General features: G+C 72.3%; 14 protein-coding genes and 1 pseudogene. 6 read left to right on the top strand and 9 right to left on the bottom strand.

Annotated elements, in window-relative coordinates; all coding sequences use genetic code 11:
* Nucleotides 1–16 precede the first annotated feature (16 nt).
* Both BM158_RS19110 and BM158_RS19105 read right to left on the bottom strand, forming a co-directional pair.
* Nucleotides 17–715, bottom strand: coding sequence for a Rossmann-fold NAD(P)-binding domain-containing protein (locus tag BM158_RS19110; RefSeq protein WP_207506792.1), 699 nt, complete (start codon nt 713–715; stop codon nt 17–19).
* Nucleotides 712–1,542 (bottom strand): SDR family NAD(P)-dependent oxidoreductase, encoded by an 831-nt coding sequence (locus BM158_RS19105; RefSeq protein ID WP_091563726.1) that lies wholly within the window; start codon nt 1,540–1,542, stop codon nt 712–714. The genes BM158_RS19110 and BM158_RS19105 overlap by 4 nt, the downstream gene beginning before the upstream one ends.
* 86 nt (nt 1,543–1,628) lie before the next feature.
* On the opposite strand from BM158_RS19105, the gene BM158_RS19100 reads away from it, so the two are divergent.
* A complete protein-coding gene (locus BM158_RS19100) occupies nt 1,629–2,261 on the top strand; it encodes a TetR/AcrR family transcriptional regulator (RefSeq protein ID WP_165629028.1) in 633 nt (210 codons plus the stop codon).
* Between the two features lie 201 nt (nt 2,262–2,462).
* Here BM158_RS19100 and BM158_RS22560 read toward each other — a convergent pair.
* Nucleotides 2,463–2,945, bottom strand: a pseudogene (locus BM158_RS22560) (GntR family transcriptional regulator).
* 865 nt (nt 2,946–3,810) lie between these two features.
* Nucleotides 3,811–4,926: a TDT family transporter gene (locus BM158_RS19085; RefSeq protein WP_091563442.1), complete on the bottom strand. Its 1,116-nt coding sequence runs from the start codon at nt 4,924–4,926 to the stop codon at nt 3,811–3,813.
* 104 nt (nt 4,927–5,030) lie between these two features.
* Between BM158_RS19085 and BM158_RS19080 the strand changes: the two genes are divergently transcribed.
* The 3 genes from BM158_RS19080 to BM158_RS22880 all read left to right on the top strand — a co-directional run bounded on the left by BM158_RS19080 (nt 5,031) and on the right by BM158_RS22880 (nt 7,399).
* On the top strand, nt 5,031–5,639 hold the full coding sequence (locus BM158_RS19080; RefSeq protein WP_091563439.1) for a uracil-DNA glycosylase: 609 nt from the start codon (nt 5,031–5,033) through the stop codon (nt 5,637–5,639).
* A complete protein-coding gene (locus tag BM158_RS19075) occupies nt 5,615–6,586 on the top strand; it encodes a LysR family transcriptional regulator (RefSeq protein WP_207506790.1) in 972 nt (323 codons plus the stop codon). The genes BM158_RS19080 and BM158_RS19075 overlap by 25 nt, the downstream gene beginning before the upstream one ends.
* Before the next feature lie 639 nt (nt 6,587–7,225).
* Nucleotides 7,226–7,399, top strand: coding sequence for a type II toxin-antitoxin system RelE family toxin (locus BM158_RS22880; RefSeq protein WP_207506788.1), 174 nt, complete (start codon nt 7,226–7,228; stop codon nt 7,397–7,399).
* A gap of 1,205 nt (nt 7,400–8,604) precedes the next feature.
* Here the strand turns inward: BM158_RS22880 and BM158_RS19055 are convergent.
* From BM158_RS19055 to aztB, 5 genes are all read right to left on the bottom strand, one after another.
* Complete coding sequence (locus tag BM158_RS19055) at nt 8,605–9,129, bottom strand: copper chaperone PCu(A)C domain-containing protein (RefSeq protein WP_131802078.1); 525 nt, start codon at nt 9,127–9,129, stop codon at nt 8,605–8,607.
* A gap of 341 nt (nt 9,130–9,470) precedes the next feature.
* Nucleotides 9,471–10,712, bottom strand: coding sequence for a zinc metallochaperone AztD (gene aztD, locus BM158_RS19050; protein ID WP_091563423.1), 1,242 nt, complete (start codon nt 10,710–10,712; stop codon nt 9,471–9,473).
* Between the two features lie 44 nt (nt 10,713–10,756).
* Entirely contained in the window at nt 10,757–11,668 is a 912-nt protein-coding gene (gene aztC / locus BM158_RS19045; protein WP_091563420.1) for a zinc ABC transporter substrate-binding protein AztC, read from the bottom strand.
* On the bottom strand, nt 11,665–12,879 hold the full coding sequence (locus BM158_RS19040) for a hypothetical protein (protein ID WP_091563418.1): 1,215 nt from the start codon (nt 12,877–12,879) through the stop codon (nt 11,665–11,667). Before BM158_RS19040 ends, aztC begins: the two co-directional genes overlap by 4 nt.
* Nucleotides 12,880–12,908: 29 nt before the next feature.
* On the bottom strand, nt 12,909–13,730 hold the full coding sequence (gene aztB, locus BM158_RS19035; protein WP_091563417.1) for a zinc ABC transporter permease AztB: 822 nt from the start codon (nt 13,728–13,730) through the stop codon (nt 12,909–12,911).
* 49 nt (nt 13,731–13,779) lie between these two features.
* Between aztB and aztA the strand changes: the two genes are divergently transcribed.
* The gene (gene aztA / locus BM158_RS19030; protein WP_207506785.1) at nt 13,780–14,412 is read left to right on the top strand and encodes a zinc ABC transporter ATP-binding protein AztA; all 633 of its coding nucleotides are present in this window, start codon (nt 13,780–13,782) and stop codon (nt 14,410–14,412) included.
* A gap of 889 nt (nt 14,413–15,301) precedes the next feature.
* The coding region (locus BM158_RS19020) for a glycosyltransferase (protein WP_131802077.1) at nt 15,302–15,749 on the top strand (448 nt) is incomplete at its 3' end.

The following is a 15,749-nucleotide window of genomic DNA, read 5'->3' as shown; positions in this document are numbered from 1 at the left end:
ATTGTGGACGGGCGGCTCAGTGGGGCCCGGTGGACGTCGCGGCGAGGTCGTTGATGCCGGCGCTGGTGACCACTCCGGGTGGAGCGTGGGTGGTCACGGCCTGCAGAGCCGCGCGTCCCAGTCGTTCGGTGTCGGTGACCTGCCCCGGGGCCACGCGGGACAACAGCGACATGACCGGGCCCAGGATGGTGTCGAGGGCGCGGTAGAGGCCGGTGGTGGGGCGGGTGCCGTGCAGGGCGCGGATCAGGCCTGGTCGGAACGACCAGACCCTGAGCGGGAGCGCCGCCAGGGCGTCCTCGGTCTCGCCTTTGACCCGGGCCCACATCATCCGGCTGTCGCGCTTGGTGCCCGCGCCGGAGACGTAGACCAGACCCGAACCCGGGGAAGCCGCAGCGACCGCCCGCCCGATGCTCAGGCTGAGGTCGTAGGTGTGCCGCCAGTACTCGGGCTCTTTCATGCCGTTGGCCGAGGGGCCGGCGGAGTGGAACGTGAGGTCCACCCCGCGCAGGTGGTCGCCTCCGGCGGCCAGGTCGGTGGTCACCACCTCGCGCAGCTTGGAGTGGCTGCGGCCCAATGGGCGCCGGACCACTGCGCGGACCTCACCGACGCGGTCGTCGAGCAGGCACTCCCGCAGCACGCCCTGGCCGATCATCCCGCTGGCCCCGTACAGCAGCACCGTCATCGGGAGGTGCGCGGTGGGGGAGGGGTTGGTCATGCGGTGATGCCCACTCGGCGGGCGCTCTCGGCCCAGAAGGCGTCGATGAGCGCGCGGTCGTTCTGCTGCGGGTTGGGCTTGCGGGGGGTCTTCTCGTTCTCGTAGTACTCCCCGGAGGTCCAGGTGGTGCCGGGGGTGCCGTCGATGGCCCACAGCAGGTTGTCGGCACCCTTCTCCGGGCTGCCGAGCAGGTGCCGTACGGGGGTCTTGTAGACGGCCCGCATCCACACCGATCCGGTCTGCCCGAAGTTGGAGGCGATGTTGCCCGGGTGCAGAGCGATGGAGGTGATGCCCTCGGCGCCGTGGCGAGCCACCAGTCCCTTGGTGAACAGGATGTTGGCCAGCTTGGAGTCGCCGTAGGTCTTCATCGGCTTGTACTTGCCGGCCTGGTCCAGGTCGGCCATGTCCAGCTTGCCGAAGGCGCGCGAGCCGATGCTGGAGGTGTTCACCACGGCGGTGTTGCTCGCCTGCAGGGTGCCCAGCAGCAGGTGGGTGAGCAGGAAGTGTGCGTAGTGGTTGACCTGCATGGTGCGCTCGTTGCCATCGACGGTGACGACGCGCTCGCCGAAGACGCCGCCGGCGTTGTTAGCCAGCACGTCGATCCGGTCGGTGCGGTCCTGCACCCAGGTGGCCAGGTCACGCACCTGGGACAGGTGTGCGAAGTCGGCCACGAACGACTCCGCCTGCAGCGGGCCGGCGACGGCGGCCAGCTTCTCGGCCGACCGGCCGACCAGCAACAGCCGCTCCCCGCGAGCGGCCAGCTTGCGGGCAGCGGCCGCCCCGATCCCGTCAGATGCCCCGGTCAAGACGATGGTGCGCTGGGTCATGTCGATCTCCTTGGTACTTGATGTCGCCTGCTGCACTGTACGTCTTACGTGACACACAGTGCCACCTTTGGCGCTATGCTGCATCCATGACCCCGTCGCGGACCCGTTCACCCCTGCGGGACGTCGCCCGACGTGCGGTGCAGGGCGAGCTCATCTCGGTGGCCCAGCGGTTGTTCGGCGAGCACGGCTACGAGGACACGACGGTTGACGCCATCGCCACCGCTGCAGGGATGAGCCGGCGCAGCTTCTTCCGGTACTTCTCCTCCAAGGAGGAGCTGGTCCTGGGCAAGTACGAACTGGTCGGCGAACAGCTGCAGGATGCGCTGCAGGCTCGTCCCGACGACGAGCCGTTGTGGGACGCACTGCAAGCGATGTTCGCCGCTATCAGTGGTAAAGCGGTGCCCGATGCCTCGGCGCAGACCGTGCACGCGATCGAACGGGTCGTGGAGGAGTCGCCGTCCCTGCGGGCGGGCTACCTGTACCGGCTCGACGTCATGCAGCGATTGCTGGTCGCCGAGGCCCGCGACCGGGCCGTGCGAGCCGGCGTGCCCTACGCAGAAGATGACCCCACACCCGAGGCGCTCGTGGGTTCTGCCTTCGCATGCATGACCGCCGCACGAACGGTCGCAGCCAGCGCCGAGGCCTCATGGGAGGACACCGTGGCCCGAGCCATGGGCGTCATCCGGCATGACCCCTACCGCAACACCAGCCGCCGTTAGAAATTATGGCAAGGGGTCCACGCACATCTCGTCGCTGGCTAGACAGTTGTGCTGCGGGGGAGTTAGCAAGTGAGGATCATTAACCCCGGTATTCGGTCCTACGGATTCCGGTTCACAACCAGGACCGAAACTTCGTCGCTGCTGGGGGCTTCAGCGTCGCCGGGCTTCATCGCTCTCTCTGTCGCCAGACCACCTGACTTGTCAGGGTGCGGGGTGCTGCGTACTAGCCCATTCGTCGAAGGCGTCGATGGTCCGCCACAAATGGTGTGTGTGGTGCTGGACGGCGAGGTCGCCGTCCCCGGTCACGCAGGCGTCGGCGATGGCGCGGTGCTCGGCGGTGATCGAGTCGAAGTCGGTCCGCACTGCCAGCGACAGCTGTCGGACCCTGCGCGAGTTGTCCAACATCGTGTCGGTGAACCGACGGAGCCAGAGGGAGTCGCATTAACTCATCGTGGCTCGGTGGAAGGCGACGTGGAGCTCCTCGTGAACGGTGTACTCGGCCGGGGACAGGGTCGAGAGGTCAGATGAGCCCGCCTCGACCATGTCAGCGAAGGACGTCTCGACCAGGTCGACCCACTGCTCGGTGGACCGCTCGACCGAGCGCCGGATGGCGACCGGTTCCAGCAGGAGCCTGACCTCGTAGAGGTCCCGGACGTCGGCGGGGGAGATCTCGCTGACCCGCACGCCTCGCTGCGGGAGCGCGACCACGAACCCCTCGCCGGCCAGGCGGGCGAAGGCCTCCCGGACCGGGTCGTCGCGTGGGGAGAACTCACCCCGCCTGGGTGACTGCACCACTCGCCAGGACAGGGTCGCCGTCGCCCCTGCGCACGCTGCAGCCATCGCTGACCCTGTTCTTGCTGTGCGGTCAGTGACGGACTCTCGCTAGATCGCACGGCCAGGCGGATGACATCGCCGGCGCGACCTTGCCTCACCGACTGTCTGGCTGGCACGCCGGGAGGCAGGGCTGGATGGGCGATGCACGGCCGGGACCTGAGTAAGGGGTTGACGTGGGGGACATGCCCAGCCTGTGGTCAACGGGCCGCAGTGGGGTGGGCTGACAACCAGGTTGTACAAGCTGACTGCTACTCACAATGCGTGCTCACCGATGAGCGCTCGGCGGTACTTGCTTCGCGCGCACGGGCGGGCTGACACCCAGACTCGGGATCTGGACCCCTGCGTCCGGCGGCCTGGTCGGCTCATCGATGAGGCGGGCACTCCACCCGTCCGCTGAACTGTCCCCTGGTTGACCACCAACCCCGGTTTCCGAGTCTCCACATTCAGTTTCACACGTGGGACCAGAACGGCAGCCGGGCTTTGGACGGCCAATCCGGTGGCTCGTGGACTGCGGGTCCAGACCGTCCACCGCCCGGTCGCCGGCCAGGACCGATGAACGCTCCAGTTGCGGGCCGCAGCTCTGGATCGGTCATCAGCAGGTTGTCCAGTTCGGTCCGGACAGCGTCGTCGAGCGCGACCGTCCGGAGTGTTCGGGGGACGGCTTGAAGGTGGCGCTGCTCGCAGGGGGCGGCCTTGCTGGGGGCCGAGGAGCGCATCACAGCAGGTTGCCGGCGAGTACGCCGCGGGTGGTGCGGATGGCCACCGTGGCCCAGGCTGTCAGCAGGCCCGCGAACAGGACGACGGCCATCACCTGCAGGAAGATCTCGCCGGTGTGCAGGGCCAGGCCCGAGGTGCCGGTGACCACGGTGCCGACGGGGAAGGTGAACGACCACCAGGTGAGACCGAAGGGCAGGTGGGCGCGGGCGGTGCGGATGGTGACCGCCGCGGCGATGGCGGCCCACATCAGGGCGAAGCCCCAGACGGGTAGGCCGTAGACCAGGCCCATGGCTTGGAAGGCGGTGGCGTAGGGCTCGGGGACGGCGACGTGGGCCTGGGTGCCCAGGTTGTTGGCCGCGGTGATCGACTGCCCGAGCGGCCCGAGCACGATCCACAGGGTGGGCACCATGGCGGCGGCACCGACCTTGTAGCGGGCCAGTCGTCCCCAGATCAGGGTGATGACGACGAGGCTGGCCACCAGAGAGAGCCCGAACATCGACCAGCACAGGGTGAACAGGGTGGTGCGCCACTGGCCGGCGGGCAGCTCGGGGACCAGGAGCGCGCCGGTGGCCGCGGACACCATCGGCGGGACGACGGGCATCAGCCAGCCGCCGAAGGCGGCGTCATCGGGCACGTCGTGGCGGGTGAAGACCAGGTAGGGGATTCCCACGGCGGTGACGAGGCCGTAGACGGTACCGGCGACCCACAGAACGGCGAAGATCCCGAGTGCGGCGCTGGTGCCGATGAGGTCCACGCCGACGAGGTGGGTGGCGACGCCGAAAGCCAGCAGACCCATGGGCGGGGCGCCGTAGAAGTGCGCCATCACCGGGTTGCTCGCGTGCCCGCGAGCGGTGTCGGGGTGGTACCGCCAGTGCGCGACGGTCGCGGCCGAGACGGCCAGCAGCATCAGCCCGGCCAGCACCCACACCACCTGGGCCACCGCCCGCAGGCCGGGGATCGTGACCGGGAGGGTGGCCGCGGCGGTGGCGACGATGGAGGTGCCCATGACCGAGGCGAACCAGTTGGGCCCGATGTTGGCCACGGCCAGTCGTCGGTCGTTGGGGCTGCCGAACAAACCGGGAGCGGGGGAGGGGTGGGTCGCCGTGCTGGTCATGGCTCCACCGTGCGCTGCCAGAGGGGCGCGCGGTAGCCGGGTCGGTGTTGTGCACCCACAACGTCCACTTGTGACTCCCGTGCGGTGGCTTTACCGTCGCGGAGGTGGATGAGGCGACGCGCCGGGACAAGCTCGCGCGTGTCGACGCGCCGGCCGTCGCTGCGTTGAACGCGCTGGTCCGGCGGTGGCGCGTCGAGGGCCGATCGGTTCCGTGGTTCGACCCGGACGGCGGTGGCATTCACGCCCGGGTGCTGCTCCTGCTGGAGAGCCCGGGACCGGCTACGACGGCGCTGGCCGACCGCGGGATCTCCTCTGAGGACAACCCCGACCCCACCGCGCGGGCGCTGCGGGCAGCCCGGCAGGCATCTCCGTTGGCCGCGTCGGACTGCCTGCGCTGGAACGTGGTGCCCTGGGCGCTCACCACCGCCGACGGCTGGCGCAACCCGCGAGCCGGCGACCTCGCCGAGGCCGGCCCGGCGCTGGCCGAGGTGCTGGCGATGTTGCCCGGCCTGCGGGTCGTGGTCCCGCTCGGCGCAGCGGCGCTGACCGGGTGGATGCGCCACCTCACCCTCCAGCCGCCGGCCGGCCCGGTGGTCACGCTGGCGGTCCCGCACCCCTCCCAGCGCAACACCCGGTCCCGCGCCGAGTCCAACCAGCGTCTACGACGGTCCCTGCAGACTGCGGCGGCGTGGCTGCCGGAGCTCACCCGGTGACGCTGAGCCCGCACGTGCCCGAGCTGGGCGCGCTGGAGCTGCTGCTGGACGTGGTGGCCACCGGCAGCATCGGCGCAGCCGGACGTCGCCACGGGATCAGCCAACAGGCCGCATCTGCTCGGCTGCGGACCATGGAGCGCCAGGTGGGTGTCGCCGTCCTGGACCGGCAGGCGCGCGGCAGCCGGTTGACCGAGGCCGGGACGGCGTTCGCGGCATGGGCCGCCCGGGTCGTGGAGGCCGCCGCCGACCTCGACGCCGGGCTCGCCGCACTGCGCAACGAGGGTGCAGCCCGGCTTCGGGTGGCGGCGAGCATGACCGTCGCCGAGCACCTGGTGCCCGGCTGGCTGGCGGCGCTGCGTCGGCAGGGAGGCGGCCCGCAGATCACGCTGACGGCCACCAACAGCGCCACGGTCGCCGACCTGGTGCGCGCCGGTGAGGTCGACCTGGGCCTGGTCGAGGGCCCCGACCTGCTGGCCGACCTGGCGCAGGTCGTCGTCGCCACCGACCAGCTCGTCCTCGTCGTCGCCCCCGACCACCCCTGGTCCCGTCGCCGCCGTCCGGTCGACGCGGGGCTGCTGGCCCGCACCCCGCTGGTCACCCGCGAGCCCGGATCGGGGACCCGCACGGCACTGGAACGAGCCCTGGGTGCCCCGGGCCCGCCGCCGGTCATGGAGCTGAGCACCGCCACCGCGGTTCGGGAAGCGGTGCGCGCCGGTCTAGGGCCGGCGGTGCTGTCCCGGCTGACGGTGGCCGGGGACCTACGCGAGCACCGGGTGGTCGAGGTCCCCGTCTCCGCGATCGACCTGACCCGTCAACTGCGAGCGGTCTGGGTAGGCCCCACCAAAGGCCCACCGGCCGGTGCCGCCCGCGACCTCCTCCTCGTGGCAACCGCCCGTGGGTTGCCATCGCCCGTGGCGGGGAGCCCGAGGTCACGGACATTGGGGTGACGGGACGCTGGGGTGATGGGAGCCGGTCAGGTGGGCCAGCGTCGCCCAGAGCGATGGGACCCCGCCAAGACGTGAGCTCTCGATCGCCCGTTCGGGCCAACGGTTCCTCCCCCGATTACCACACAGGATGAGCCGACGTGAGCCGTTACCCGCACAGCGCCGACAAGCATCCTGACCGGCATCTGACCCGACGCCCCCAGGGCATCGACTCGGCTACGGCCGAAACGCCGCACACGCCGTCATCGCGCCGCAGCCCGTAAGCCGGCGGTGACATGCGGGACAGCGGCAGGCACCGCAAGCTAGGCGAATGGCGAATGGCGAATGGCGGATGGGACCGGACTGGCGGCCCACAAACCCCCGTTTGTGAGCCGCTGGACGGATGTTCGGATGACTCCGACAAACCGCAGCTCAGGACGCCCAGGCGGTGACCGAAACCCGTTCCGGAATCAACGGACCACAAACCCATCTCGCGTGAGTTGTGAAACGACAACGCTGTGGCCTCTGCCGGCCTTCGAAGCGGCGGAGATGGTGACGGACTCCGCGGAGTAGCCAGGTGGCCACGAGCGACGGGGAGCGGGTGCCGCTGGCCGAGGTCAGGGATGAACTCACCGCAAGACCGGAGCGCCGTGGTCGATCTCGGTGCTCGGTGGCTGGCTGACGTCCGTGGCCGGCGGTTGCGACCACATTGGTGGGGGGCAGACGGCTTGGCGCATCCGGGTGGGGGACTACCGAGCGATCTACGACGTCCTGGACGAGGCGCTCGTCGTGACCGTCGTGCGAGCAGGGCATCGCCGGGAGATCCACGACCGATAGCTGGCCATGTCCACCGGTGTAGCAACCGGTGTAGCAACGCGGGACGGACGACGACCGTCCGTCGCGGATGACCACGAACGCCGAACCGCGCTGACCAGCGCAAACAGCACGTGGGCGGACAGCGGCGAACCCCACCGAGCAAGCTGGGGGTCAAGGGGTCGCAGGTTCACATCCTGTCAGCCCGACAGAGAAGAAGCAGGTCAGAGGCGGGTCGTCCGATGCGGGCGGCCCGCCTTCTGCGTCACTGCAGCCACCTGTGCAGCCACCAGGTCTGCGGGGCCCTGCGGAGCTTCGTCGTCCGCTGCGCGGGGAGACACCTCGGACATCCGCCCCGCGGCCGGCTGCGTGGCACACCGATCTCTGAGCAGCGCGACCGAACAGTCGGCATCGGTGCAGCTGAAGCACTGCAGGGACTTGGTGGCTCCGAGGCACGGGGCCAGCCGCTCGAGGGCTTCCTCGAGGCGGTCGGCAGCGCAGCCGTCCCGCACGCCAGCTCCCCCGCACCTGACAGGCCCTGACGGTCAGCCCGGCCGGGTGGGCCGACGTCCGGGATGTGTCTAGCTGACTGACACGGATCGGCGGCAGAGGACGTCGCTGCGGACGTCTGGAGCGTCCTGGTCCAGGCCGGACACCGGAACGCGCAGGTCGACCTCCGTGAACTGGGCACACGCCTGCGTGGGGTCGGAGTAGAAGTCGTCCCAGCCGACGCGGTGCACGTCGTCCACCCCGACCACCTCGTACCGCGCATCGGGGGAGCCGCAGCCCACCCGGGAGAAGTCGATGCCTCCGGAACCCGGCTCCTGCAGGCAGTCACCGACCTCGGGCGTCGACGAGGCAGCCGACGTGCCGATCAGGACACCACCGAGACCGACCACACCGAGGGCAGCCGCACCGGCCAGCCCGACCCGCGCACGTCGGGCGCGGGGGTCCGTACGCCGGGCAGTTCCCGACCCTGCAGGTGCAGAGGTGCGCGTCGTCATGGCCGCCGGCCTCGGCGGTGGAGGGGGGCTGACGCAACCGGCTCCCGACCCGGGCCGTGACTCCCACATCGAGGTACCCGTGGTCGCCGGGGAACGGCTGGGGAGTTCGCGGGTCCCGATTCGCTTCCACAGGTGGGGGCGGCGTGGCCGGGGGCGCGGGCCGTCCCAGCTCGTCGTGCAGGGGCACGACACGCTGTTCGAGGTGAGCTGGCGTGGAGGGTGGCGTCAGTCGTCGCTGCTGGTGTCCTGGTCGGGGTCGTCGAAGTCGTCCTCGTCCGACCGCTGGGGTCGTGCCGCCACCACGGCTTCGACGGTGACCTCGTCCCCGCTCGCGAAGACGAGGGTGACCGGTACTGACTGCGAGGAGGAGCGGGCCTGCGCGAGGTCGACCAGTTCGAGATCGGGACCGTCCTCGGCTCCCACGTAGACGTTGTCGCCCGCCGGTACGGTGACCGGGAGGTCGCCATCCACTTCGGCGGCACCGGTGCTGCGCACCTCGACGAGCTCGACGTCGGTGGTGCCGCGGTTGGTGATCGCGAGGTAGAGGTCTGCGTCATCTCCGGCGGCGTAGCCCCCGTCGACGAACTCCAGTTCGACGTCCTGGACGCTCACGTCGGCGTTGACCCGCGTGTCGACGCCGGCGTTGCCGCCGACGACCTCCCCGCTGGGGCGTACCACGGCCTCGTCGGAGCACCCGGCGAGGAGCATCCCTGCAGAGCCGAGGGAGAGCAGCGAACGACGAAGGATCATGGGTTCACTCCAACCATGTAGTGGGTCGAACCGCGGCTACCCCAAGTGTCGTGCGCCAATCCCGGCTGGGCTGCTCCGTTCGCGGCCCTGCCGGCAGTCGCTCAGAACGCCGCCAGCCGCTTCCGTTCGGCTGCCGGGGTGATCAGGACCGGAGGGCGTCGCTGGGGTCGGTAGCCAGGAGCTCCAGGTGGGCGTTCTCCTACCGCACACGCCGCAGGTACGCCGACGGGGTCATGCCGTGGTGGCGGCGGAAGGCGTACTGCAGGGCGCGAGCACCGTGCCGGAGCACGTCGGGCCCCGCGGTCGCGGCCGCGGGGCCCGACGTGCTCGGGGTGGTGGGGTCAGCCTGCGACGACGGCGATCTCGTTGGGGGTGACGTCGAGCTGTCCGGTGGCGAGGACCTCGCCGGTGGCGAGGTCCAGCGCGTGGACGGCGTCGCGGGCGGGGTCGGTGACGTAGGCGATGCCGTCGTGGACCTTGATGGCAGGGTGAGGGTCCTGCCATTCGGCCGGGCCCTCCCACGCGTCGACGACGGGGTAGCTGGCCAGCAGCTCGCCGCTGTCCTCGTCGAACAGGTGCACGCCGCCGTCCGTGCCGAGGACGACGGCCTCGTCCTGCGGGCCGCGGGCGAGGTCGCGGAAGGTGTAGGCCACGCCGTCGGGCAGCTGGACGACCTGGTACCGGTCGGTGCTGGTGTCGGTGAGGGTGAAGGCGGTCAGCTCGTAGCCCTCGGCGTCGGGGTCGCTGTTGTAGTCGCCGAGGGCGACGGGGGAGTCCTCGGTGGTGAAGACGTTGCCGGTGCGGCCGTAGGCGTCGGGGGCGGGCAGCTTGGTGAACTGGCCGTCGTAGACCAGGACGCCGTCCTCGCAGCCGAAGACGGCGACCTCGCCGGCCACGGTGCCCTCCCCGTGCACGCCCGGGCACTCCTCGGAGCGGGCCAGCTCGGTGCCGTCGGCGTCGAGCACCCGCACGCCGGTGCGGCCCTCCTCGTCGCCGAGGGTGGACAGCAGGGTGCCGTCCTCCATCTCGATGGCGACGCCGTGGTGGGCAGCCTCCGACGTCCACTCCTGGGTCTCGGGCAGGCCGTCGGCGGTGAGGAGGTCGTCGGTGGCGAAGGAGGTGATGTCGCCGGTGCCGTCGGCGAAGAGCACGGTGCGGTCGCCGTGCACGACGACGTGGCCGGCGGTGTCGGCCTCGAAGACGTCGTCGGTGAGGGTGGAGTCGCCGGCCCAGGACTCGCCGTCGGCGGTCCAGACGCCGGCGTCGAGGACCTGGAAGCCCTCCTCGGTGGTGACCAGGGCGTGCCGGCCGTCACCGGCCGGGTTGACGCGCAGGAAGCCGTCGCGCTCGTGGTCACCGACGACCTCGAGGGTGTCGGCGTCCAGGACGAGGACGCCGCCGTCGTAGGTCAGGGCCAGCCGGGCCTGGGGGGCGGCAACCGTCCGCGCCGAGGCCTCGTCGGCAGCGACGGAGGACGCCGAGGTCGATCCGGGGTCGGTGGAGCCGGAGCAGCCGGCGAGGAGCAGGCCGGCGGCGCCGAGGGCGGCCAGGCGCAGGGGGGAGTGGTGTCGGGCAGTGGACATGCCGTGCACCTTATCGGGAATGATTCTCATTCCTAGTAACCGGGTCACCGCAGTCCTTCGACGATGTCCTCGGTGTTGGCCCGCATCATCTGCAGGTAGGTCTCGGCGCCACCGCCGGGCGGCGTGAGCGACTCGGTGAACAGCGGCACGACCGCGACGTCGAGGCCAGCCTGCTCGGCCAGCACCTGGACCAGCCGGTCGGACTGCGAGGAGTCGGCAAACAGGGTCGACACCCCGGCGTCGCGGATGGCGCCGGCGAGCTCGTCGAGGTCGCGGGCGCTGGGTGAGGCGAGCGTCGACCCGCTGGGGATGACGGCGCCCACGACGGTGAAGCCGAAGCGGTCAGCCAGGTAGCCGAAGACGTGGTGGTTGGTGACCAGGTTGCGCCGTGGCTCGGGCACCTGTCCCAGCTGCTCGACCATCCAGGCGTCGAGGTCCTCCAGCTCGGTGCGGTAGGCGACGGTGTCGGTGGCGAGCCGGTCGCCGTCGATGCCGTCGACGTGCTCGGCGACCGCGGCGGACACGGAGTCCACGACGGCGCGCACCTGCGCCGGGTCGGTCCAGAAGTGCGGGTCGACGCCGGTGTCGTCCTCGGTGGTCCACTCGACGGTCTGCACCGCGTCGCCGGCCTCGACGACGACCACGCCGTCCTCCCGGGCCGCCTCCACCTGGGCCAGCACGCCCTCCTCCAGGCCGAGGCCGTTGGCCACCAGCAGGTCGGCCTCCCGCATCTGCGCCGCCTCCCGCGCGGAGACCTCGAAGGAGTGCGGATCGGCCCCGGCCGGCATGAGGGTGAGCACCTCGGCCTGGTCGCCCACGAGCTCGCCGACGACGTCGCCGAGGATGTTGGTGGTGACGACCACCAACGGGCGGTCGCCCCCGCCCCCGGCCCCGCACCCGGTGAGGACGACGGCGGCCGCGAGCGCGGTGACCAGTCCACCGGCCAGCCGGCTCATCGACCCGTCTCCGCGAGGTGGGCCGGGACGACCTCGGCGCTGAACGTGCGGGCCACCCGGGCGCCGTCGGCGTGGTCGACCTCCAGCAGGTCCGTGCTCCCCGGGACGTTGACGTAGGTCCGGTCGGCGTCGACGTGCACGTCGACCTCGGTCAGCCGGTCGACCGGCAGCAGCGGCCCGGTGCCGGTCACCGCGCCGGTCCCGGGCTCCAGGACGACCACCTGCCCGGTGGTGTCCACCCCCACCACGCGGTCGGCCTCGTCGTCGGCGGCCACGGCGGTCACCCAGGGGGTCGGGGTCGGGACCAGCTGCCAGCTGCGGGCCCGGGTGTCCAGCAGCCACACCCCTCGGGTCCCTGCCGGGGCGGCCACCGACGGGCGGCCCGGGCGGTTGTCCAGACCGGAGGCGCGCTCGGCCTCGGCGACGGGGGTCGGGTAGGGGATCTGCTCGAGCTCCACCCCGCCGTCGGCCTCGGTGACGAGCACGGCGCCGTCGGCGCACGAGACCACCACCCCGACGCGTGTGGCGTGCCCGCCGCGGGGGTCCGCGCACGGCGCCTCGGCGTCAGGGAGTGGTCTGCCGTCGGCGTCCAGCCCGCGCACCGAGGTGCCGTCGGTGGCGACGACGTCGTTGCCCAGCGGGACCAGCGCACCCTGGTGCGGCTCGGACTCGACGGTGGCGAGCTCGGTCAGCTCGCCGCGGCCCAGTGCGGCCCGGTCGAGGACGACGCCGGTGCCGGAGGTGGGGGAGAACAGGGCGGTGAGGGTGTCCGAGGAGGCCGCCTCGACGTCGCCGCTCCAGGTCATCGACCCGACCACGCGGGCCGGGGCGCGGTAGTAGTGCACGTGGTCTCCGTGGTCGACCGTCCAGGTGCCGGTGTCGACGACGGTGAGCTCCCCGGTGCCCGTCGAGGTGGTGAACAGGAAGCGGCCGTCGGTGGCCATGGTGTCCACCGGCCCCAGCTGTCCGAGCTCGGCGGTCTCGCCGGTCAGCAGGTCCAGCGCGTGGGCCGACCCGCCCGCGTCGGTGTAGGCCAGCTGCAGCTGGGGCTCGGGGAGCTCCTCGGCGCCGGCGACGTAGCCGTGCGGGGTGGCCGGGGGCGGGCCGTCGGCCGACGGCGACGCGGGTCCGGCGCCGCAGGCGGTGAGCGCGAGGGCCGCGGTCGCGCCGAGGCACCAACGGGGGCGACGTGCTCGAGGGGGGTGGGGCACAGGATCCTCCGGGTTCGGGGACGGGGTTGTCAGGGGCGGGTGGAGGCGGTCGCCCGGACCGCGACGGACACCGCCACCAGCGCGACGGAGCACAGGGCGATGGAGGCCCCGCCGGCGGTGCCGGCGTGCCAGGACAGGAGGAGGCCGGCGGCCACCGACACTGCACCGAAGGCCGCACCCAGGCCCACGGTCGGCGCCAGGCGGTGGGTCCACTGCCGGGCGGCGGCGGCCGGCGCCAGGAGCAGGGCCACCACCAGCAGGGCCCCGAGCGCCTGGTAGGACACCACCACGGCGGTGGCGACCAGCAGCACCATCGCCACGTGGGCCGCGCGCGGGCGCATGCCCAGCACGGCGGCGGTCCGCGTGTCGAACGACAGCGCCAGGAACGGCCGGTGCAGCAGCACCGACGCGGCCACCAGCACCACCAGTGCTCCGCCCAGCAGGGCGATGTCGGCGGACCGGATGGCCAGCACGTCGCCGAACAGGATCGACGTGAGGTCGGTGGCGAAGGAGCGTGACCGGGACACGATCACCACGCCCAGGGCGAGCATCCCGGCGAACAGCAGCCCGATGGCGGTGTCGGAGGACAGCCGCGCGCGGCGGGCCACCGCGCCGACGCCCACGCTCATCACCGCGGCGCTGGCCGCGGCCCCCAGCACCGGCGGCCAGCCGGCCAGCGTGGCCACGGCGACGCCGGGCAGCATGCCGTGGGCCAGGGCCTCACCCAGGAACGCCATGCCGCGCACCAGCACCCAGGTGCCGACGACGGCGCAGATGAGCGCAGCCAGGATGCCCCCGAGCAGCGCGCGCTGCATGAAGGGGACGACGAACGGTTCGACGAGCCAGGCCACGGCGCGCCACCCTACTGGGAATGATTCCCGCTATCGCTAAGGTGGGTGGGTGAGCCCCGTCGTCGACCTGGACCGCCTCTGCGTGCGGCGGGGGGACGTGCACGCCCTCGCCGACGTCACCGCTCGACTACGGCCGGGGGTGGTGACCGCGCTCGTCGGCCACAACGGGGCCGGCAAGTCCACCCTGCTCGACGTGCTGGCCGGGGTCCGCCCGCCGACCTCGGGTCGGGTCCTCGGGCTCCGCGGCAGGTCGGTCGCCTACGTCCCCCAGCGCAGCGCCGTCCCCGACGACCTTCCGGTCACCGTCGGCGACGTGCTGGCGATGGGACGGTGGCGGGAGGTGGGGCCCTGGCGACGGCTGGGTGCGGCCGACCGGGCGCTGGTCGCCCAGGTCGCCGACCGGCTCGAGCTCGCCGGCCTGCTGCGCCGGCCGCTGTCGTCCGTCTCCGGTGGTCAGCGGCAACGTGCCCTGGTCGGACAGGGTCTGGTGGCCCGCGCCGACGTGCTCCTCGTGGACGAACCGACGGCCGGGGTGGACACCGGCACCCGGGAGGCGCTGCTCGCTGCGATCGCCGACGAGGCCGGCCGCGGTGCCCTCGTCGTGCACGCCACCCACGAGCAGGCTGCCGTCGATCGCGCCGGCGCGGTGCTGGCGCTGGATGCCGGGCGCCTGGCGCGGTGATGGTGAACGACCCCCGTTCGTGAGCCGGTCGGCGGAACCCGGTTCGGTCGGGACAGGGGTGTCCGGTGCCGCGGGATGGCCGGGGACGACACCGTCGAGCTGCTCGACTCGACGAGGGTCGTCCGGCCGCCGGGTGCGGCGTCCGCGTCAGGCGGCTGAGACCAGGGCAGGGGTGTGCCGGAGGAGCGCGGCCCGCTGCTGTCGCAGGGCGGCCGGCGGTATCGCCGCGCTCGGGTCCGCCGGGCGCGGCACGAGGGTGAGGACGAGGGAGCAGCCGGCGGGCGAGGTCTCCCTCGCGCCACCGGGCCGTGCCGGACCCAGGTGGACGGCGACCAACCCCGGTGCGGTGTGCACCGACCCGCGGTCGTCGTGGTCCGGGTCGACCAGGTGCCAGGTCCCGCGCCCTGCCGGACGGAGCAGGAGATGGGTGCCGGCGGCGGTGTCGAACAACCACACGACACCGTCGGGGCGAGTGCGGCCGAAGGTGACCGGTCCTCGGCCACGACCGGAGGCCGGACGGATGCGCACCCGGTCGCGGCGGACCTGCCCGGCGAAGGACCAGGCGGGCCCGTCACCGGGTGCGCGGAGGTCGGCGAGGGGGACGTGCCGGTCCAGGCAACCGGTGACCAGGGCAGCTGTGCGCAACGAAGCGGTCGAGAACACGGGAGCACCTCCGGGTGGGTGACGGACGTCCCCACCGTGGCCGGCGGAGCTGTCGACCAGCAGTGCTCGGTGGCGGAGGTGGCTGTGCAGCCGGCGGGCGCCCGGGGGGCGGCAACAGGCCCCGGATCTGTCGGTGAGTGTTCGGGTCGGCCAGGTCCGGCCGGTGCTCAGCGTCCACAAAGCCGGCGCCGTCCCGCCGGACAGCGGGCTCGCCGACGGTGGTCGTGTGCCGACCCCACCAGACACGTCCGCTGACGACGGCGACCGGTCCCGCTCGGTGCTCGACGTCGTCGTCCCCGTGCACGACGAGGAGGCCGACCTCGAGCAGTGCGTCCGCCGCCTGGACGCCCACCTGCGCACCCTGCCCTTCAGCTACCGCATCACCATCGCCGAGAACGCCAGCACCGACGGCACCCTCGACGTCGCCCAGCGGCTGGCCGCCCAGCTGCCCGGCGTCACCGTCCGGGTCGAGACCGAGCCCGGCCGCGGCCGCGCGCTCAACCGCGCCTGGGCCGCCAGCGACGCCGCCGTCCTGGTCTACATGGACGTCGACCTGTCCACCGACCTCAACGCCCTCCTGCCCCTGGTCGCCCCGCTCATCAGCGGCCACTCCGACCTGGCCATCGGCACCCGGCTGGCCGGCTCCTCCCGCGTGGTGCGCGGGGCCAAGCGCG

This window comes from Klenkia taihuensis, from assembly GCF_900112525.1.
Taxonomy (GTDB): Bacteria; Actinomycetota; Actinomycetes; order Mycobacteriales; family Geodermatophilaceae; genus Klenkia; species Klenkia taihuensis.
Note: the sequence above shows the minus strand (reverse complement) of the source record. Positions and strands in the feature narration are given on the sequence as shown.

Excerpts from the sequence above, each read along its gene's own strand:
- BM158_RS19110 (WP_207506792.1), bottom strand. The coding sequence starts at position 715 with ATGACCAACCCCTCCCCCACCGCGCACCTCCCGATGACGGTGCTGCTG.
- BM158_RS19105 (WP_091563726.1), bottom strand. The coding sequence starts at position 1,542 with ATGACCCAGCGCACCATCGTCTTGACCGGGGCATCTGACGGGATCGGG.
- BM158_RS19100 (WP_165629028.1), top strand. The coding sequence starts at position 1,629 with ATGACCCCGTCGCGGACCCGTTCACCCCTGCGGGACGTCGCCCGACGT.
- BM158_RS19085 (WP_091563442.1), bottom strand. The coding sequence starts at position 4,926 with ATGACCAGCACGGCGACCCACCCCTCCCCCGCTCCCGGTTTGTTCGGC.
- BM158_RS19055 (WP_131802078.1), bottom strand. The coding sequence starts at position 9,129 with ATGATCCTTCGTCGTTCGCTGCTCTCCCTCGGCTCTGCAGGGATGCTC.
- aztD (WP_091563423.1), bottom strand. The coding sequence starts at position 10,712 with ATGTCCACTGCCCGACACCACTCCCCCCTGCGCCTGGCCGCCCTCGGC.
- aztC (WP_091563420.1), bottom strand. The coding sequence starts at position 11,668 with ATGAGCCGGCTGGCCGGTGGACTGGTCACCGCGCTCGCGGCCGCCGTC.